Annotated in this window: 18 protein-coding genes and 1 pseudogene; 15 read left to right on the top strand and 4 right to left on the bottom strand. The window is 71.0% G+C overall.

The window, feature by feature from the left end; all coding sequences use genetic code 11:
* The first annotated feature begins 166 nt into the window (after positions 1 to 166).
* The 11 genes and pseudogenes from mdcA (at position 167) to WS92_RS17275 (ending at position 8,907) form a co-directional block, all read left to right on the top strand.
* Complete coding sequence (gene mdcA / locus WS92_RS17235; RefSeq protein ID WP_006026323.1) at positions 167 to 1,813, top strand: malonate decarboxylase subunit alpha; 1,647 nt, start codon at positions 167 to 169, stop codon at positions 1,811 to 1,813.
* A gap of 13 nt (positions 1,814 to 1,826) precedes the next feature.
* A complete protein-coding gene (gene mdcC, locus WS92_RS17240; RefSeq protein WP_006026324.1) occupies positions 1,827 to 2,144 on the top strand; it encodes a malonate decarboxylase acyl carrier protein in 318 nt (105 codons plus the stop codon).
* Entirely contained in the window at positions 2,141 to 3,088 is a 948-nt protein-coding gene (locus WS92_RS17245) for a biotin-independent malonate decarboxylase subunit beta (RefSeq protein WP_059929569.1), read from the top strand. Before mdcC ends, WS92_RS17245 begins: the two co-directional genes overlap by 4 nt.
* Positions 3,075 to 3,800 carry a biotin-independent malonate decarboxylase subunit gamma gene (mdcE, locus tag WS92_RS17250; RefSeq protein ID WP_015600737.1) on the top strand — a complete coding sequence of 242 codons (726 nt, stop codon included), beginning with the start codon at positions 3,075 to 3,077 and terminating at the stop codon, positions 3,798 to 3,800. Before WS92_RS17245 ends, mdcE begins: the two co-directional genes overlap by 14 nt.
* Positions 3,775 to 4,509 carry a malonate decarboxylase holo-[acyl-carrier-protein] synthase gene (gene mdcG / locus WS92_RS17255; protein WP_059929567.1) on the top strand — a complete coding sequence of 245 codons (735 nt, stop codon included), beginning with the start codon at positions 3,775 to 3,777 and terminating at the stop codon, positions 4,507 to 4,509. Before mdcE ends, mdcG begins: the two co-directional genes overlap by 26 nt.
* Complete coding sequence (mdcB, locus tag WS92_RS17260) at positions 4,506 to 5,615, top strand: triphosphoribosyl-dephospho-CoA synthase MdcB (RefSeq protein ID WP_162486748.1); 1,110 nt, start codon at positions 4,506 to 4,508, stop codon at positions 5,613 to 5,615. Before mdcG ends, mdcB begins: the two co-directional genes overlap by 4 nt.
* Entirely contained in the window at positions 5,612 to 6,550 is a 939-nt protein-coding gene (mdcH, locus tag WS92_RS17265; protein ID WP_059929565.1) for a malonate decarboxylase subunit epsilon, read from the top strand. Before mdcB ends, mdcH begins: the two co-directional genes overlap by 4 nt.
* 70 nt (positions 6,551 to 6,620) lie before the next feature.
* Positions 6,621 to 6,920 (top strand): annotated as a pseudogene (locus tag WS92_RS32505) (hypothetical protein).
* On the top strand, positions 6,877 to 7,164 hold the full coding sequence (locus tag WS92_RS36640; RefSeq protein ID WP_082743526.1) for a hypothetical protein: 288 nt from the start codon (positions 6,877 to 6,879) through the stop codon (positions 7,162 to 7,164). Before WS92_RS32505 ends, WS92_RS36640 begins: the two are co-directional and overlap by 44 nt.
* An 11-nt stretch (positions 7,165 to 7,175) precedes the next feature.
* Positions 7,176 to 8,057: an alpha/beta hydrolase family protein gene (locus WS92_RS17270; RefSeq protein ID WP_015601011.1), complete on the top strand. Its 882-nt coding sequence runs from the start codon at positions 7,176 to 7,178 to the stop codon at positions 8,055 to 8,057.
* Between the two features lie 220 nt (positions 8,058 to 8,277).
* Positions 8,278 to 8,907 (top strand): glutathione S-transferase family protein, encoded by a 630-nt coding sequence (locus tag WS92_RS17275; RefSeq protein ID WP_059929563.1) that lies wholly within the window; start codon positions 8,278 to 8,280, stop codon positions 8,905 to 8,907.
* A gap of 160 nt (positions 8,908 to 9,067) precedes the next feature.
* On the opposite strand, the gene proP is transcribed toward WS92_RS17275, so the two are convergent.
* Complete coding sequence (gene proP / locus WS92_RS17280) at positions 9,068 to 10,552, bottom strand: glycine betaine/L-proline transporter ProP (protein WP_059929561.1); 1,485 nt, start codon at positions 10,550 to 10,552, stop codon at positions 9,068 to 9,070.
* 521 nt (positions 10,553 to 11,073) lie between these two features.
* On the opposite strand from proP, the gene WS92_RS17285 reads away from it, so the two are divergent.
* Positions 11,074 to 11,406, top strand: coding sequence for a YnfA family protein (locus WS92_RS17285; protein ID WP_059929559.1), 333 nt, complete (start codon positions 11,074 to 11,076; stop codon positions 11,404 to 11,406).
* A gap of 45 nt (positions 11,407 to 11,451) precedes the next feature.
* Here the strand turns inward: WS92_RS17285 and dnaQ are convergent, their stop codons facing one another.
* Genes dnaQ through WS92_RS17300 form a run of 3 tightly spaced genes read right to left on the bottom strand, consistent with a single transcriptional unit; the run spans position 11,452 to position 13,489 of the window.
* Positions 11,452 to 12,177, bottom strand: coding sequence for a DNA polymerase III subunit epsilon (gene dnaQ / locus WS92_RS17290; protein WP_015601831.1), 726 nt, complete (start codon positions 12,175 to 12,177; stop codon positions 11,452 to 11,454).
* 56 nt (positions 12,178 to 12,233) lie between these two features.
* Positions 12,234 to 12,680: a ribonuclease HI gene (gene rnhA, locus WS92_RS17295; protein WP_006026336.1), complete on the bottom strand. Its 447-nt coding sequence runs from the start codon at positions 12,678 to 12,680 to the stop codon at positions 12,234 to 12,236.
* Positions 12,677 to 13,489, bottom strand: coding sequence for a class I SAM-dependent methyltransferase (locus WS92_RS17300; protein ID WP_009911917.1), 813 nt, complete (start codon positions 13,487 to 13,489; stop codon positions 12,677 to 12,679). The genes rnhA and WS92_RS17300 overlap by 4 nt, the downstream gene beginning before the upstream one ends.
* Before the next feature lie 20 nt (positions 13,490 to 13,509).
* On the opposite strand from WS92_RS17300, the gene gloB reads away from it, so the two are divergent.
* From gloB to WS92_RS17315, 3 genes are all read left to right on the top strand, one after another.
* Positions 13,510 to 14,316 carry a hydroxyacylglutathione hydrolase gene (gene gloB, locus WS92_RS17305; protein WP_059929557.1) on the top strand — a complete coding sequence of 269 codons (807 nt, stop codon included), beginning with the start codon at positions 13,510 to 13,512 and terminating at the stop codon, positions 14,314 to 14,316.
* Positions 14,317 to 14,468: 152 nt separating this feature from the next.
* Positions 14,469 to 16,064, top strand: a complete 1,596-nt coding sequence (locus tag WS92_RS17310) for a transglycosylase SLT domain-containing protein (RefSeq protein WP_059929630.1) — start codon at positions 14,469 to 14,471, stop codon at positions 16,062 to 16,064.
* Positions 16,065 to 16,211: 147 nt separating this feature from the next.
* Positions 16,212 to 17,441, top strand: a complete 1,230-nt coding sequence (locus WS92_RS17315; RefSeq protein WP_059929555.1) for an MFS transporter — start codon at positions 16,212 to 16,214, stop codon at positions 17,439 to 17,441.
* Positions 17,442 to 17,556: the final 115 nt, after the last annotated feature.

Raw genomic sequence — 17,556 nt, forward strand, 5'->3', positions numbered from 1 at the left:
CCCGTGAAATCGCGCGCGGCGAGGTCGGCCATCGGCGTGCGCGCCGCGGCCCCGCCGATCCATCGCGCACGCCACTGAGTCGCATCGCCCAACTTCATCAATCGCCGCGGCGGCGCGGCTTACAATGCCGCGAACCTACCGGACGGATTTCGCAGGAGACGACTCTATGACGGGATGGAACGACGCCCGCGACGCGCGCGCGGCGCGCCTCGCCGCCGCCGCGCCGCTCGCGCAGCGCAAGCGGGTGGCCGCGCGCGACGCGACCGCGCTGCTCGAAGCGGTGCTGCGGCCGGGCGAGCGCGTCTGCATCGAAGGCGACAACCAGAAGCAGGCGGACCTGCTCGCCGCGGCGCTCGCCGCCGTCGACGGCGCGAAGGTGCACGGCCTGCACATGGTGCAATCGGGCGTCGTGCTGCCCGAGCATCTCGACGTGTTCGAGCGCGGGATCGCGAAGCGGCTCGATTATGCGTACTCGGGCCCGCAATCGCAACGGATCGCGAAGCTCCTGTTCGGCGGCAAGATCGAGCTCGGCGCGGTGCATACGTATCTCGAGCTCTTCGCGCGCTACTTCATCGATCTGACGCCGCACGTCGCGCTCGTCGCCGCGGTGAGCGCCGACGCCGACGGCAACCTGTACACCGGCCCGAACACCGAGGACACACCGACCGTCGTCGAGGCGACCGCGTTCAAGGACGGCATCGTGATCGCGCAGGTCGAGAAGATCGTCGATCGCGTGCCGCGCGTGGACATTCCGGGCGACCGCGTGCACTTCGTCGTCGAGGCGGGACGGCCGTTCTACGTCGAGCCGCTCTTCACGCGCGATCCGGCCGGCATCACCGAGACGCAGATCCTCACCGCGATGCTCGCGATCAAGGGCATCTACGCGCGCTACGGCGTGAAGCGTCTCAATCACGGGATCGGCTTCAACACGGCTGCGATCGAGCTGCTGCTGCCGACCTACGGCGAGCGGCTCGGCCTGAAAGGGCAGGTCTGCACGCACTGGGCGCTGAACCCGCATCCGACGCTCATCCCCGCGATCGAATCCGGCTGGGTCGAGCAGATCCATTGCTTCGGCTCCGAAGTCGGCATGGACGATTACATCCGCGCGCGCTCGGACGTCTTCTTCACGGGCAGCGACGGGTCGCTGCGCTCGAACCGAGCGTTCTGCCAGACGGCGGGCCTCTACGCGTGCGACATGTTCATCGGCTCGACGCTGCAGATCGATCTCGCGGGCCACTCGTCGACGGTGACGGCCGAGCGGATCGCGGGCTTCGGCGGCGCGCCGAACATGGGCAGCGACGCGCGCGGCCGGCGCCATCCGAGCGAGCCGTGGATCAAGGCGGGCGAGGAGGCCGATCCGGCGACGCCCGCGGCGCTGCGGCGCGGGCGCAAGCTCGTCGTGCAGATCGGCGAGACGTTCGGCGAGAAGAACGCGCCGATGTTCGTCGAGAAGCTCGACGCGCTGCGCCTCGCCGACAAGCTCGCGCTCGATCTCGCGCCCGTGATGGTGTACGGCGACGACGTCACGCACATCGTCACCGAGGAAGGGATCGCGAACCTGCTGCTCTGCCGCGACGCGGACGAGCGCGAGCACGCGATTCGCGGCGTGGCCGGCTACACGGAGATCGGCCGCGGCCGCGACCGCCGGCTCGTCGAGCGGCTGCGCGAGCGCGGCGCGATCCGGCGCCCGGAGGATCTCGGCATCGATCCGCTCGACGCCGACCGGCGGCTCCTCGCCGCGCGGTCGATCAAGGATCTCGTGCATTGGTCGGGGGGCCTCTACGCGCCGCCCGCCCGATTCCGCAATTGGTGAGGAGCGTTTCGCAATGGAACAGTTGAACTATCGCCACACCGCGCGCGAGCGCGCGAAGGGCGACGCCGAGTGGGCGCTCGTCGGCGTCGTCGCGTCGGGCAATCTCGAAGTGCTCGTCGAGCGCGTGCTGCCCGGCAACGCATGCGAAGTCGACATCCGCACGGCCGCCGTCGGCTTCGGCGACGTGTGGCAGGCGGTCGTCGCCGATTTCGTCGAGCGCCGCTCGCCGGGCGGGCTGCGGCTGTCCGTCAACGACGGCGGCGCGCGGCCCGACATGGTGTCGCTGCGGCTCGCGCAGGCGGTGCGCGCGATCGAGGCAGACGCGCGATGAACGCGGCCGCCACGACCCTGCATCCGAAGGTCGCGCCGGCGGGCGCGAGCTGGTTCGAGGCGTCGGCGCGGCAGCGGCTCGCGGGGCTCGTCGACGCCGGTTCGTTCGACGAGTTCGCCGGCCCGCAAGCGCGGCTCGTGAGCCCGCATCTGCCGCTCTTCGATTTGCCGCAGCAGTTCGACGACGGGATGATCGTCGGCCGCGCGACGCTCGCCGGCGCGCCCGTCTTCGTCGCCGCGCAGGAAGGGCGCTTCATGGGCGGCGCGTTCGGCGAGGTGCACGGCGCGAAGCTCGTGGGCCTGCTGCGCGCGGCGCGCGAGCTGCGCGCCGCGCCCGTGCTGATCCTGTTCGACACGGGCGGCGTGCGGCTGCAGGAGGCGAACGCGGGCGAGATCGCGGTGTCCGAGATCGTGCACGCGGTGATCGATGCGCGCGCGGCGGGCGTGCCCGTCGTCGGGCTCGTCGGCGGGCGCGCCGGCTGCTACGGCGGCGGCGGGATCATCGCCGCGTGCTGCTCGGCGCTCGCGGTGTCGGAGGCCGGGCGCATCGGCGTGTCCGGGCCGGAGGTGATCGAGAGCCGGCGCGGCGTCGACGAGTTCGATTCGCGCGATCGCGGGCTCGTCTGGCGCACGATGGGCGGCAAGCATCGGCGGCTCGTCGGCGGCGCGGAGCGCTTCGTCGACGATACGATCGACGCGTTTCGCGATGCGGCGATCGCGCTGCTCGCGCGCGTGCGCGCGGGCGAGGGGTTCGGCACGGCGACGCTCGAAGCGGAGCATGCGCGGCTCGCCGGGCGCCTTGCGCGTTTCGGCGACTGCGACGACGCGCTCGACGTGTGGCGCGCGCTCGGCGCGCCCGACGCGAACGCGATTCCCGCGCTCGACGCCGCCGCGTTCGCGGCGCTGGCGGACCGGCTGACGGAGGTGCGCAATGACGCTCGATGACGTGCTGGCTTCGCTGTTTCCGTCGGGGCACGACATCGCGGCCGATGCCGGCGGCCTGCTCGCCGGGCGCGGCGCGCTCGCGGGGCGCGCGGTCGACGTGATCGGCGTCGCGCATGGTGCGGCGCTCGGCGTGGACGGCGCGCTTGCGCTCGCCGGGCGCGTGCTCGCGACGATCCGGCGCGGCGGCGATACGCCGATTCTCGTGCTCGTCGACGGCGACAGCCAGCGGATGAGCAAGCGAGACGAACTGCTCGGCCTGAACGAGTGCCTCGCGCATCTCGCGAAGTGCCTGCTGCACGCGGACGCGCTCGGTCATCCGACGATCGGCGTGCTGTACGGGCATGCGGCGGCGGGCGCGTTCATCGCGACGGCGCTCGCGACCCGCACGCTCGTCGCGCTGCCCGGCGCGGAGCCGGAGGTGATGGATCTGCAGGCGATGTCGCGCGTGACGAAGCTGTCCGTCGACGTGCTGCGCGAGAAGGCGCGGTCGACCGCGGTGTTCGCGCCGGGGCTCGAGAACTTCGCGAAGACGGGCGCGGTCGATGCGGTGCTCGATCCGGCGCGCTCGCTCGCCGAACAACTGGCCGCGATCGTCGCGCGGCCGACCGACCGCACCGACCGGCGCGACCGGCTCGGCGCCGAGCGCGGCGGCCGGCCCGTCGCGGCCGACGTCGCGCAACGCGTGTATGAACTCGCGCGCGCCGGCCGCTGACGCGCCGCTCGTGCGGCACGCGCTCGTGCGCGTGCGCGCGGATGCGTGGCCCGCGTTGCTCGCCGCGCACGAGGGTGCCGGCGCGCAGCCGTTCGTGCGCGACTGGGCGGTGCGCGGCTGGCCGCTCGTCGTGCGGCGGCGCTCGCCGTGCGAAGCGGGTGTGCCGCTCGGCTTGCCGCTGCCGCCGTCGGCGGGGAAGCGGCGCATCGCGCTCGCGGCCGCGCGCGAGCAGATCGGCGAGGTGTGCGCGCTGCCGACGCTTGCCGACGTCGATCGGGACGCGCCGCCCGCATGGCGGCCGACGCTTGCGCGGCTGCGCGCGCTCGCCGACGCGCATCGCGTCGATTGTCGCGTGTTCGGCAGCCTGGCGTGGCAGACGCTGACGGGGCTGCGCTATCTGGGCGACGGATCGGATCTCGACGTTTTGCTGATGCCCTCGAGGCCGGCTTCGTCTTCGTCTTCGTGTTCGTCGCCGTCGTTGCCTTTGTCTTCGACGCTGTCGCGCCGCGCCGCGATCGCGTCGTTCCTCGCGGCGCTCGCCGAGATCGACGCACATGCGTCGATGCGCATCGACGGCGAGCTGCTTTGCGCGGACGGCACGGGCGTGAACTGGCGCGAGCTGCACGCAGGCGAGCGCGAGGTCGCGATGAAAACGGCGACGGGCGTCGAGCTGGCCGCGCCGCAGACGTTTCTGGAGGCGTGGCGATGAAGCGGGCCGCATGCGCGGCGGCGAAGGCGGCCCGGCGCGATGCGATGCGTCGGGATTCGGCGCGCGCGCTTGACGGCGCGAGCGTGGAGGGTACGCTGCTGGGCGCGTCGAATGCGTCGAGCGCCGTTGCTGTATCGAACGTGTACGTTTCCCGGCACTTTCCGGCCATGCAGGACGCTTCAGGCGGATCTGATGCGTGGACTGGCTCAGGACGTCGCGGCTATCCGGCGCTCGGTCCGCATCGGCCGGCAACGCCGGCGCCGACAGCAACTTCAATCGCCGCCGAAGCGACGCGCTGCCTGCGCCTCGAGATCGACACGTGGCCGAAGCCCGGTCTCGTGAGCCACGTCGACGCGGGCAGCCACGACGACATGACGGCCGACACCTTCTACCGCAGCGCGGCGGCGCTCGCGCCGTTCTTCGCCGAGCTTGCCGACGCCGGCGCGCACGACGCCGACATGCCGACGCTGCGCAAGATCGGCCTGCGCGCGGAGCGCGCGATGCTGGCGGCAACCGGCGGCGTGAACACGCATCGCGGCGCGATATTCGGGCTTGGCCTGCTGTGCGCGGGCGCCGGCCTGCGCGCATCGCCGGAACGCGAGCGATACGCACCAGCACCACACGCCGGCGCGACACTCGGCGCGCTTGTCGCCGCGCGCTGGGGCGGCGAGATCGTCGGCGGTCCGCGCCTCGCCGACAGTCACGGCGAACGCGCCGGCCGCCGCTACGGCGCGGGCGGCGCGCGCGCGGAAGCGGCGGCCGGCTTCGCGCGCGTCTACGCGGTCGGCGTGCCGGCGCTGCGCGACGGTGCGCGGCTCGCGCCCGACGATGCCGAGGCGGCGCGCGTGCACGCGTGCTTTGCGCTGATCGCCGCGCTCGACGACACGAATCTGCTGCATCGGGGCGGTCGCGACGGCCTCGACTTCGCGCAACGAACCGCGCGCGAATTTCTCGCAACGGGCGGCGTGGGCGCGCTCGACTGGCGCGCGCGCGCGGCCGCCGCGCATCGCGCGTTCGTCGCGCGCCGGCTGAGCCCGGGCGGCGCGGCGGACCTGCTCGCGATGAGCCTGTTCGTCGCCGCACTGGACGCAGAGGGCTTGCAATGACGATTGCGATTCTTTGTTCGGGGCAGGGCGGCCAGCGCGCCGGCATGTTCGAGCTGACGGCCGACGTGCCGGAAGCCGAGCCGCTTTTCGCGCATGCGGCGACGCTGCTCGGCGCCGACCCGCGCGCCTGGACGCGCGACGCTGGCGACGACGCGCTGCGCGAGAACTTCGCCGCGCAGCTCGTCTGCACGCTGCAGGCGGTGGCCGCGATGGCGCGGCTCGACGCGCTGCTGCCGCGCCGGCGCTGCGTCGCGGGCTACAGCGTCGGCGAGGTCGCCGCGTGGAGCGTCGCGGGGCTCGTCGACGCGCGCGACGCGCTCGATCTCGTCGCGGCGCGCGCACGCGCGATGGACGCGGCGAGCGACGGCGACGCGCGGATGCTGTTCGTGCGCGGGCTCGCGCGCGACGTCGTCGACGCATCGTGCGCCGCGCACGGCGCCGCGGTCGCGATCGTCAACCCGGGCGACGCGTACGTGCTCGCCGGCCCGCACGCGGCGCTCGACGCGCTCGCGGCGGCCGCGCGCGCGCGCGGCGCCGTGCGCGTCGCGCCCGTCTGCGTGCGTGTCGCGTCGCATACGCGCTGGCTCGATGCCGCCGTCCCCCGGTTTCGCGCGACGCTTGACGGCGCGCGCATCGCGCGCGCGCCGACGCCCGGCACGCGGCTCGTGTCCGGCATCGACGGCGCGCCGGTGCTCGACGTTGCGGCGGGCGTCGACAAGCTCGCGCGCCAGATCGCCGAGCCGCTCGACTGGGCCGCGTGCGTCGCGGGCTGCGTCGAGGCGGGCGCGCGCGCGTTCGTCGAACTCGGTCCGGGCCGCGCGCTCGCGGAGATGGCGGCCGCCGCGTATCCCGCGCTGCCGGCGCGCAGCCTGGCCGATTTCCGCTCGTGGGACGGCGTGCGCGCGTGGCTTTCCCGTGTCGATCTCGACGCATAGCGCGCGTCGCGCGCCGCTTCTCGGCAAAACGGTTTGCAACGAAACGGGAGGTGGCTACAATTGCCGCCCCATGACCTACCGCGTTCGTCTCGCTCCCGTTTTCTCATCTTTCTGCGCATTGCTATGCGCAGCTTCGGCGTTTGGCCGACGCCGGCTCGACCGAGGTCGAAGTCGATCTGATCCACCGCGCACGCGCGCGCGTGCTGGTCGTGGGCGGCGCGACGATGCGGTCGTGCTCGGCAGCGCGAGCTTCGCGCAGACCCGCGACGAGCGCGCGGCGGGCAACTTCAACGTGTTCTATCGCGCGCCGCAGCTCGCGCGGTCGCATGCGACGGAATTCTGGCGGCTCTACGGCCTGGCGCGCCGATAACGGGCGACGGCCACGGCGCGCGGGCGCAGATTGCTGGCTGCGCGCTGGCCGTGGGCGGCGTGAGCGCGGGACGTGTCGCGCCGTCGCGTGCGTCGCGATGCCCGCGTTGGGCAGCGTCGCTGACTTCGCCGCGCCGGTCGGACCGGCGCGGCTGCCGCAACCGGTTCCGGTTCGCCGCCGCGCCGTCGAATCGGAGGGCGGCTGGCGGCCGATCGCGTTCGCTTGCACAATAGCCGCTCGATAGCGAGGATGTCGATGCACGAACGACCGCCGATCACGGCCGAGACGACACGGTTTGCCGCACTGGACGGCCGGCTGCTGACGGGGACTTTCTATGCGCCTGGCGCGCCGTCGGCGAGCAACGGCCGCAGCGTGCTGATGAACGGCGCGCTCGGCGTGCCGCGCGGCTTCTACGAGCGCTACGCGCGCTTCCTGGCGAGCGACGGCTTCACCGTGCTGACCTACGACTATCGCGGCGTCGGCGATTCGCGCAAGCCGCCCGCCGAGGCCGACGCCGCGTCGCTGCGCGACTGGGGCGAGGCCGATCTGCCGGCTGCGCTCGATCACCTGGCCGCGCGCGCGCCGTCGCATCGGCTGCTCGCGGTCGCGCACAGCGTCGGCGGCCAGATGTTCGGCCTCGCCTATAACAACGGCCGCGCGGCGGCGCTGCTGTCGATCTGCTGTCCGAGCGGCTATTGGCGGCTCTGGCCGTGGCCGCGCCGGCTGATGCTCGCGCCGCTGTGGTTCGGCATCGTGCCGGTGCTGGGCGGCGTGCTGTCGCATCTGCCGGCGCGGCGCGCCGGCCTCGCGCGCGGCGCGGATCTGCCATCCGGCGTGATGCGCGAGTGGGCGCGCTGGTGCCGCCACCCGGACTATCTGGTCGACGGCGCAGGCCGCCCGCTGCGCGAGCACTTTCGCGGCTTCCGCGGCCGGATTCTCGCGTACACGGTCAGCGACGACTGGATGGCGCCGCCCGCCGCGGTGCAGGCGCTGCATCGCTTCTATTCGAGCGCGCAGGTCGAGCATCGCGAGATCTCGCCGGATCGCCGACAGCACGCGATCGGCCACTTCGGCTATTTCCGCGACGACAATCGCGCGCTGTGGCCGCTCGGCGCGGCGTGGCTGCGCGAGCAGTGACGGGCTCGCGCGGCCGCGCGCATCGAGCCGAGCCCGGCCCGGTCCGGCCCGGTCCGGCCCGGCCCGGCCCGGCCCGGCCAAACCGGATCATGTCGTATCGCGTCACGTGGCCTCGGCGGGCGGCCGGCGCAAGCCCGTCATGAACGTGAACAGGCGCTAGGCGAAGCGCGCGCGACGCGCTAAAGTCGTCGGTCCCCCCACGTCACGCGGAGCGTTACCGATGAAGCTGATTGGCATGTTGGATTCCCCGTTCGTCCGCCGCGTCGCGATTTCGGCGAAGCTGCTTGGTCTGCCGTTCGAGCATCACTCGATATCGGTGTTTCGCCAGTTCGACGCGTTCAAGTCGCTCAATCCGGTCGTGAAGGCGCCGACGCTCTTTACCGACGACGGCACGATGCTCGTCGATTCGTCGCTGATCGTCGATTACCTCGACCGGCTCGTCGCGCCGCAGCGGCGGCTGATGCCCGACGATCCGCCGGCCCGCGTGCGCGTGCTGGAACTGACGGGCCTCGCGCTCGCGGCGGCCGAAAAGACGGTGCAGGTCGTCTACGAGCATGGCCTGCGGCCGGGCGAAAAACAGCATCAGCCTTGGCTCGATCGCGTGCTCGGCCAGCTCGACGCCGCGTACGGCGCGCTCGATGCGCGCATCGAGCGCGCGGGCGGTTGGCTCGTCGGCGAACGGATCACGCAGGCGGACGTGACGGTCGCGGTCGCGTGGCGCTTCACGCAGTTCATGAAGGGCGACTACCCGGATCTCGCGCGCATCGATCCGGCGCGCTATCCGGCGCTCGCCGCGCTGTCCGCGCGTGCGGAGGCGCTGCCGGAGTTCGAGAGCACGCCGCTCGATTGAGCGGGGCGGTTCGGGCGTGCGGCGTGCTTCCCCGCCTGCTGCACGCCACGCGCAAAAACGCGGAGGCGGCCCCGCCACGCCCATTGGGTATCGCGGGAGCCGCCTCCGCGGTCCGTCATCGAACGACGCGCCTGCACGGCCGCGTCGCGGCGCTCGAATCTCACGCGCGCAGCGCCGCCGCGCTCGCATAGCCGCCGTCGTCGCGCTCGGCCGCCTCGCGGCGCTTGATCTCGCGCGCGAGCGCGTGCGCCTCGCGGTGCGACGCGACGGCGGGCGGCGAGCCCTTGAGCGGCTGGCGCGCGCTCTCCGGCAGCGCGAGCACCGAGATCGCGCCGATCACGGCCGCGCCCATCAGATAGTACGCGGGCATCATCAGGTTGCCCGTCGCGTCGACGAGCCACGCGGCGGCGAGCGGCGTCGTGCCGCCGAACAGCGACACCGACACGTTGAAGCCGATCGCGAGCGCGCCGTAGCGGATCTCGGTGGGGAAGAGCGCGGGCAGCGCCGACGGCATCACGCCCGTGAAGCACGACAGCAGCGCGCCGAGGATCAGCAGGCCGCCGAACACGAGCGACGTCTCGCCCGTGCGGATCAGGAGCAGCGCGGGAATCGCGAGCGCGAAGAGCCCGATGCAGCCGGCGAGCATCACCGGCTTGCGGCCGACGGCGTCCGACAGGCGGCCCGTGGCGAGCGTCATCGGCATCATCAGCACCATTACGATCAGGATCAGCACGAGGCCGTGCGCTTCGTCGAAATGCAGCGTCGACGACAGATAGCTCGGCAGGTACGACAGCGCCATGTAATCGGTGACGTTGAAGATCAGCACGAGGCCGACGCACAGCAGCAGCGCGCGCCAGTGCTGCGCGAGCTGCCGGCGGAAACGCGCTTTCGGCACCGCCTTGTCCTGAGCTTCGCGTGCCTCGGCCTGCCGCTTGAACGCGGGCGTCTCCTCGAGCCTCATCCGGATGTACAGGCCGATCAGGCCGAGCGGGCCGGCGATCAGGAACGGCACGCGCCAGCCCCACGACAGCAGCGCGTCGTGCGACAGCGAGGCCGTCAACAGCGCGACGACGCCCGCGCCCATCACGTAGCCGATCAGCGTGCCGAACTCGAGGAAGCTGCCCATGAAGCCGCGGCGCTTGTCGGTCGAGAACTCGGCGATGAAGGTCGCCGCGCCGCCGTATTCGCCGCCCGTCGAGAAGCCTTGCACGAGGCGCGCGACGAGGAGCAGCGCGGGCGCGAGGAGGCCGATCGAGTCGTAGCTCGGAATGAGGCCGATCGCGAAGGTGCCGACCGCCATCATGATCATCGTCATCGCGAGCACGCGCTGGCGGCCGATGCGGTCGCCGAGCGGCCCGAATACCATCCCGCCGAGCGGGCGCACGAGGAACGCGGCGGCGAACGTGCCGAACGTCGCGAGCAACTGCGCGGACGGGCTGCTCGACGGGAAGAACACCTGGCCGAGCGTGACGGCGATGTAGCTGTAGACGCCGAAATCGAACCATTCCATCGCGTTGCCGAGCGCCATCGCGCCGACGGCGCGCTTCAGGAGGCCTTGGTCGACGACGGTGATTTCGTGCGGAGCGGCGGATGCGCCTTCGGCGGACGCAATGGACGAAGTAGAGGGAGCGGGTGTTGCAGTCAAGGTCGAAACTCCTGTGACGGCGGCCGAATCGCGCGGCGGGGCGCACGGTTCGCCGGGGAGTGCGGCTCGCGATCGGACAAGGGTCGCGAGCGTGACCGGGCGCATGAAGCGCTTAATCCATAACGGAAGCCGATCGGTGCGGACCCGGTGGTTGTCGCGCACGTGCACTCGTGAGAAAAGACCGCCGCATGGAGACGGTCGGCGAACCGGCGCATCGCGTGGCGCGCGCGGCCGGTTGAATGCCCTTCAAGGGCGTCGAAACGAAAAAAGCTGCCCGAAGGCGTGCTTTCTTGTGAGCGAAATTCCGGTCAACCCGTTGCGGCGTAAAGCCGGACGGCCTGATGGCCGAAATAAATGACAGACGTAGACTGTTGAAAGAAGCGACATGATAGCACGATAACGGAGGATCGCGCAAATTGCCGATCGGGTGCCGATTTCGCGGGCGCTGCGTGGGGTATGATCGCGCCCGTTGCCGCGGCGTCGCGCGGCGTTTTCGACGCGCGTCTCGCGCGCTCTCCGGCATGCTCTCACTCGCGAAGATCGCCGCGCTGTTCGTCTTGACCGCCGTCGCCGAGATCGTCGGCTGCTATCTGCCGTGGCTCGTGCTGAAGGCCGGCAAGCCGGCGTGGCTGCTCGCGCCCGCGGCGCTGTCGCTCGCGCTCTTCGCGTGGCTCCTGACGCTGCATCCCGCCGCCGCCGCGCGCACCTACGCGGCGTACGGTGGCGTCTACATCGCCGTCGCGCTCGCGTGGCTGAGGATCGTCGACGGCGTGCCGCTGTCGCGCTGGGATGCGGCGGGCGCGGCGCTCGCGCTCGCCGGGATGTCGGTGATCGCGCTCCAGCCGCGCGGGTGAGACCGGTTCGGCGCGGCGGCGCGCGCCGTGCCGCCCACCGCCCCGTCAGGCCTCGCCGGCCGCTGCTTCCTTGCGCCACACGCACGCGCCCTTGACCGACTTGTCGAGCGCGTCGAGCTGCGCCTCGTGCGCGGCGAGCTCCTCGCCGGTCGCGGCGAGCACCGGCAGGTCGAGCCCGCTGAACGCCATCCGCGGCTCGTCGCTGTTGCGGTGCGCGTCGCCGGCTTCGTCGAGCATGTCGATGACGAGGCTTTCCTGCCCGCGCGTCATCGCGAGATACACCTCGGCGAGCAGTTCCGAGTCGAGCAGCGCGCCGTGCAGCGTCCGGTGCGCGTTGCTGATGCCGAACCGGTCGCACAGCGCGTCGAGCGAATTGCGCTTGCCGGGGAACATCTGCTTGGCCTGCACGAGCGTGTCGATCACGCCCGCGCAGTGGTCGGTGAAGGACGGCAGGCCGAGCAGCGCGAACTCGGCGTCGAGAAAGCCGAGGTCGAACGGCGCGTTGTGGATGATCAGTTCCGCGTCGCGGACGAAGTCGCGCAACTGATCGACGATTTCGGCGAATTTCGGCTTGTCGCTCAGGAATTCGGTCGTGAGGCCGTGCACCGCGAGCGCGCCCGGATCGCTGTCGCGCTCGGGATTCACATAGAAGTGCAGGTTGCTGCCGGTGAGCCGCCGGTTCAGCAGCTCGACGCAGCCGACTTCGATGATGCGGTCGCCCGCGCGGGCGTTCAGGCCGGTGGTTTCGGTATCGAGAATGATCTGGCGCATGTCGGGAATACGGAATTCGAGTCAGTCGTGAAGCGGAAAGAGGGGCGCGAGCGGGCTCATGCCTGCGCGAGCGATTCGACGCCGCGGTTCGCGAGCGCGTCCGCGCGCTCGTTCTCCGGATGGCCGGCGTGCCCCTTCACCCAGCGCCATTCGACGTCGTGCTGCGCGACGAGCGCGTCGAGCCGCTGCCAGAGGTCCGCGTTCTTCACGGGCGTCTTCGCGGCCGTCACCCAGCCTTTCTTTTTCCAGCCGTGGATCCATTCGCTGATGCCTTTTTGCACGTACTGCGAATCGGTGTGGACGACCACCTTGCACGGGCGCTTGAGCGCCGCGAGCGCGGCGATCACCGCGGTGAGCTCCATCCGGTTGTTGGTCGTGCCGGCTTCGCCGCCGAAGAGTTCCTTCTCCTGCGTGCCGTAGCGCAGCAGCGCGCCCCAGCCGCCGGGGCCGGGGTTGCCCTTGCAGGCGCCGTCGGTATAGATGTCGATGGTTTGCAACGTCATGAATGTTCTTGGTGGGTGGTCGGGGTGGCGGCGGGCGTGAGGCCCGGCGCGCGCACCGGCTTCTTCATCTTGATCGGGCCGACGAGCCGCATTCCGCGCACGCGCTTGATCGCCGTCACCATGTAGACGGCGCCGAAGATCGGCCACCAGCGGTCGCCCGCGGCCTCCATGAACGCGTAGCGGGACAGCCACTTGTCGGTGGCGAGCGGCGGCCGGTAGCAGCCGAAGCGGCCGCGCTCGAGATCGAAACCGAGCAGCTTGATCCAGTCCTTCAGCCGGATGAAGGTGATCTGGTCGCGCGTGGCGGGGACGAACGGCCGCCTTGCCATCTTGCCGACCGAATGCCGCGCGCCCCAGAGGCTCAGCGAATTGAAGCCCGTGATCACGAGCTGGCCTTCAGGCATCAGCACGCGCTCGGCTTCGCGCAACAGCCGATGCGGATCGGACGTGAACTCGAGCGTGTGCGGCATCACGATCAGATCGACGCTTTGCGATTCGAACGGCAGATCGAGCAGGTCGCACCACACGGTGCTGCGCCCGGCGGGCGCGTGCTCGGCGCTGCGCGCCTCGCGCGCCCACGGATAATGATAGGGCGCGCTCGCGCCGCTCGCCGGATCGAGCACGAGGCCGCGGCACGGCATGCGGTTCTCGCGCAGCGCGTCGAGCTGTGGCAGCCCGAGCTGCAGCGCGTGGAAGCCGAACACGTCGGACACGGTGCGGTCGAGCTGCGCCTGTTCCCAGCCGAGCACGTAGCGCCCGGGCGGGGAGTCGGTCCAGGCGGGCCAGTCTATAATCGAACGGTCAGACATATCTCGGTGATTGCGCGCCCATGAACGAGCTGGAATACGTGCCGGTGCCGGCATTCGACGACAACTACATCTGGCTCGTGTCGGATGGCCGCCATGCGGTCGCCGTCGATCCGGGCGAAGCCGCGCCGGTGCGCCGCCATCTCGACGCGCGAGGCTGGCGGCTGACCGCTATTTTACTCACGCACCACCATCGCGACCACGTCGGCGGAGTGGCCGAGTTGCTCGCGACCGCGCGCGAAGGCGAGCCGCTCACGGTGTTCGGCCCCGCGCACGAGGCGATCGAGCACATCACGCGCCGCGTGACGGGCGGCGAGCGCGTGCGCATCGGTTCGCCCGCGCTCGAGTTCGACGTGATCGACGTGCCGGGCCACACGCGCGGCCATATCGCGTACTTCCAGCCGGCCGGGCCGGGCAACGCCGCGCCACACCTCTTTTGCGGCGATACGCTGTTCTCGTGCGGCTGCGGGCGCCTCTTCGAGGGCACGCCCGCGCAGATGCTCGCGTCGCTCGACGCGCTCGCGGCGCTGCCGGGCGACACGCGCGTGCATTGCGCGCACGAGTACACGCTGTCGAACATCCAGTTCGCGCTCGCGTGCGAGCCGGAGAACGCGGCGCTCGCCGCGTGGCGCGACGAAGCGCTCGCGCGCCGCGCGCGCCACGAGCCGACGCTGCCGACGACGATCGCGCACGAGCGCGCGGTGAACCCGTTCCTGCGCGCGGACAGCCCGTCAATCCGCGCGACGCTCGAAACGCAACTGCACGAGGCGGTGCCCGACCGGCTCGCGGCATTCACGCTGATGCGGGAGTGGAAAAACCGTTTTCGTTGAGCTCGCGGACAGTCGGGTCAAGCTCAACCGGAATCTGGAGAATCGGCCCCAAATATCCGATTTAGCGGGTTTTTTCGGCCTTTTTATTGACGCGAAGCACGCACTTTCGTACTATCGCCTGCAATTTCCAGCCGTTGGAAGCCGAGATTTTCATGCGATTCCTCCTCAGTGCGCTATTGGTCCTGACGCTCGCCGCGTGCGCGGGCACCGGGCCGACTGCCCAAAATCCCGCAGCCTCCGACCCGCAAGCCGCTTCGGACTACTTGCGCAAGTCCGCTTCCGCAAAAGAAACCGTCGACGTCGACAAGCAATCGGTCGGCGACCTCACCACCGCCGACAGCGATCTCTGGGCGCGCATCCGCCGCGGCTTCCAGATGCCCGATCTGCAGAGCGACCTCGTCGACATGCAGGCGTCCTGGTACGCGCAGCGTCCCGACTACGTGCAGCGGATGACCGAGCGCTCGCAGAAGTACCTGTATCACATCGTCGAGGAGCTCGAGTCGCGCCACATGCCCACCGAGCTCGCGCTGCTGCCGTTCATCGAATCGGCGTACAACCCGCAGGCGCTGTCCGTCGCGAAGGCGGCGGGGATGTGGCAGTTCATGCCGGCCACGGGGCGCACGTTCAACCTGAAGCGCAACATGTGGCAGGACGAGCGGCGCGACGTGCTCGCGTCGACGAGCGCCGCGCTCGATTACCTGTCGCGCCTGCACGACATGTTCGGCGACTGGTATCTCGCGCTCGCCGCGTACAACTGGGGCGAGGGCAACCTGCAGCGCGCGATCGCGCGCAACCAGGCGGCCGGCCTGCCGACCGATTACCAGAGCCTGCGGATGCCGAACGAGACGCGCAACTACGTGCCGAAGCTGCAGGCGGTCAAGAACATCGTGATGAACCCGCAGCAGTACGGCCTCGCGCTGCCGGAGATTCCGAACCACCCGTATTTCGTGACGGTCACGACGTCGCGCGACATCGACGTGACGGTCGCCGCGAAGCTCGCGAATCTGCCGCTCGACGAATTCAAGTCGCTCAACCCGTCGTTCTCGAAGCCCGTGATCCTCGGCGCGACGCAGCCGCAGATCCTGCTGCCGTTCGACAACGCGTCGGCGTTCGAGAAGAGCCTGAAGTCGTACGACGGCCAACTGTCGTCGTGGACCGCGTACACCGTCACCGAGCGCGCGCGGCCCGCCGCGATCGCGGAGAAGATCGGCGTCGACGCGGACACGCTGATGCAGGTGAACAAGATTCCGGCCGGCATGCGGTTGAAGCCCGGCTCGACGATCGTCGTGCCGCGCACCGATGACGACGACGAGGACATCAGCGCCGACGTCGCCGAGAACGGCGTGCTCGCGATGGAGCCGGACGTGCCGGATACGCGCAAGATGCTGATCCGCGTGCGCCGCAAGCAGTCGATGGAGGCGCTCGCGAGCCGCTACGGCGTGTCGGTCGCGCAGCTTCGCGGATGGAACCGCACGCGCCGCGCGGTCGTGATGCCGGGCCAGACGATGGTGCTGCACGTGCCCGTCGGCCGCGCGGTGCCGGCTGAGCCCGGGCCCGAGCGGATCGCGACGTCGGTCGCGGGCGGCCACATCGAGCGCGCGAGCCTGCATACGGGCGGCAAGGCGTCGAGCCGCGGCCGCAAGGCGGCGCCCGTCGCCGCGAAGCCGTCGGCGAAGGCCGCGGCGAAGAGCGGCGCGAAGGCCGCGCCCGCCAAGACCTCGAGCCGCAAGACGGCGAAGAAGAAGTAAGACGAAAGGGCGCGCGCGCCGCGGGGGCTTTCCGGCCGCCGGCGCGCAATCGACTATCATCGCCGGACGCCGTCACCCAGGTGACGGCGTTTTCGTTTGTGCGCGTCGCCGTCGGTTCGTCGGCCGGCGCTTTACCGGTGACCGTTGATGTCCCTCGTGCAATTTCGCGTGTTCGCGCTGTTCGCGATCGGCTACTTCGTTTCGTATGTCTTTCGTGGCGTGAATCTCGGCTTCGCGCCGCTCATCACGCGCGACCTCGGTCTGTCCGCCGCCGATCTCGGGCTGCTGACGAGTCTCTATTTCCTCGGCTTCGCCTGCGCGCAGATTCCGGCCGGCGTGCTGCTCGACCGCTACGGCCCGCGCCGCGTGAGCGCCGCGTTGCTGCTCGTCGCGGCGGCGGGCGCATGGGTGTTCGGCGCCGCGCACGACATCGGCGCGATGATGGTGGGGCGGCTGTTGATCGGCGTCGGCGTGTCGGTGTGCCTCGGCGGTGCGTTCAAGGCGCTCGCGCAGCATTTCCCGGTCGCCAGGCTGCCGCTTCTGAACGGCTTCGTGATGGCGGTGGGCGGCCTGGGCGGCGTCGCGGTCGGCTCGCCGCTCGAATGGCTGCTCGGCTTCGCCGGCTGGCGCGCGGTGTGCGCGGGGCTCGGCGCGTTCACGGCGGCGGTCGCGGCCGCGTTGTGGGCGTTCGCCCCTGACGCGCAGGCAGGCCGCCACGACGCGAGCGTCGCCGAGCAATTCGCGGGCACCTGGCGGATCGTCACGAACCGGACCTTCTGGAAGATCGCTTCGTTCTCGGTCGCCACGCAGGGCGTGTTCTACGCGATGCAGTCGCTGTGGGTCGGCGCGTACCTGCGCGATGTGAGCGGCTTCGCGCCGCGCGACGCGGCTGCGCTCGTGTCGGTGCTCGGCTTCGCGATGATGGCGGGCTGCGTCGGCTTCGGCGCGGCGGCGCGCGGGCTCGAGCGGCGCGGCGTATCGCTGTACGCGTTCTGCGGGCTCGGGATGGCGCTTTTCGTCGCAACCCAGCTCGCGATCATGCTGCGCGCGCCGCTGCCCGCCACGGTGCTGTGGGCGGCGTACGGCGTATTCGGAGGCGTCGGCATTCTGAGCTACGCCGTGCTGGCCGAATACTTCCCCGTGCACCTGATCGGTCGCGCGAACACGACGCTCACCCTCGTCATCTTCGTGCTGATCTTCGGCTTTCAGGTCGGCGTGGGCGCGGTGCTGTCGCATTGGCCGACGCAGGCCGGGCATTATCCGGCCGCGGCGCACCTGAGCGCCTGGGGCGCGCTCGTCGCGCTGCAGATCGCGAGCGCGGTCTGGTACGTGCTGCCCGATCGCGCGCTCGACAGGCCGGCGGCGCGAATCGGCTGAGGAATGAATATCGGCTTGACGAATCGATCGTCGCCGCATACAACCAAGCGACACTGAAAGAGGGGAGGCGAGCCGCGCCGGCTCGGCGCTTCGCGCAGCCGAGTTCCGCCCGGCT

It is taken from the genome of Burkholderia sp. MSMB1588, assembly GCF_001546925.1.
GTDB classification, from domain to species: domain Bacteria; phylum Pseudomonadota; class Gammaproteobacteria; order Burkholderiales; family Burkholderiaceae; genus Burkholderia; species Burkholderia humptydooensis.

Bases quoted from the DNA above. Each gene is read 5' to 3' on its own strand.
- mdcA (WP_006026323.1), top strand. From the start codon at position 167: ATGACGGGATGGAACGACGCCCGCGACGCGCGCGCGGCGCGCCTCGCC.
- mdcC (WP_006026324.1), top strand. From the start codon at position 1,827: ATGGAACAGTTGAACTATCGCCACACCGCGCGCGAGCGCGCGAAGGGC.
- WS92_RS17245 (WP_059929569.1), top strand. From the start codon at position 2,141: ATGAACGCGGCCGCCACGACCCTGCATCCGAAGGTCGCGCCGGCGGGC.
- mdcE (WP_015600737.1), top strand. From the start codon at position 3,075: ATGACGCTCGATGACGTGCTGGCTTCGCTGTTTCCGTCGGGGCACGAC.
- mdcG (WP_059929567.1), top strand. From the start codon at position 3,775: ATGAACTCGCGCGCGCCGGCCGCTGACGCGCCGCTCGTGCGGCACGCG.
- mdcB (WP_162486748.1), top strand. From the start codon at position 4,506: ATGAAGCGGGCCGCATGCGCGGCGGCGAAGGCGGCCCGGCGCGATGCG.
- mdcH (WP_059929565.1), top strand. From the start codon at position 5,612: ATGACGATTGCGATTCTTTGTTCGGGGCAGGGCGGCCAGCGCGCCGGC.
- WS92_RS36640 (WP_082743526.1), top strand. From the start codon at position 6,877: ATGCGACGGAATTCTGGCGGCTCTACGGCCTGGCGCGCCGATAACGGG.
- WS92_RS17270 (WP_015601011.1), top strand. From the start codon at position 7,176: ATGCACGAACGACCGCCGATCACGGCCGAGACGACACGGTTTGCCGCA.
- WS92_RS17275 (WP_059929563.1), top strand. From the start codon at position 8,278: ATGAAGCTGATTGGCATGTTGGATTCCCCGTTCGTCCGCCGCGTCGCG.
- WS92_RS17285 (WP_059929559.1), top strand. From the start codon at position 11,074: ATGCTCTCACTCGCGAAGATCGCCGCGCTGTTCGTCTTGACCGCCGTC.
- dnaQ (WP_015601831.1), bottom strand. From the start codon at position 12,177: ATGCGCCAGATCATTCTCGATACCGAAACCACCGGCCTGAACGCCCGC.
- rnhA (WP_006026336.1), bottom strand. From the start codon at position 12,680: ATGACGTTGCAAACCATCGACATCTATACCGACGGCGCCTGCAAGGGC.
- WS92_RS17300 (WP_009911917.1), bottom strand. From the start codon at position 13,489: ATGTCTGACCGTTCGATTATAGACTGGCCCGCCTGGACCGACTCCCCG.
- gloB (WP_059929557.1), top strand. From the start codon at position 13,510: ATGAACGAGCTGGAATACGTGCCGGTGCCGGCATTCGACGACAACTAC.
- WS92_RS17310 (WP_059929630.1), top strand. From the start codon at position 14,469: ATGCGATTCCTCCTCAGTGCGCTATTGGTCCTGACGCTCGCCGCGTGC.
- WS92_RS17315 (WP_059929555.1), top strand. From the start codon at position 16,212: ATGTCCCTCGTGCAATTTCGCGTGTTCGCGCTGTTCGCGATCGGCTAC.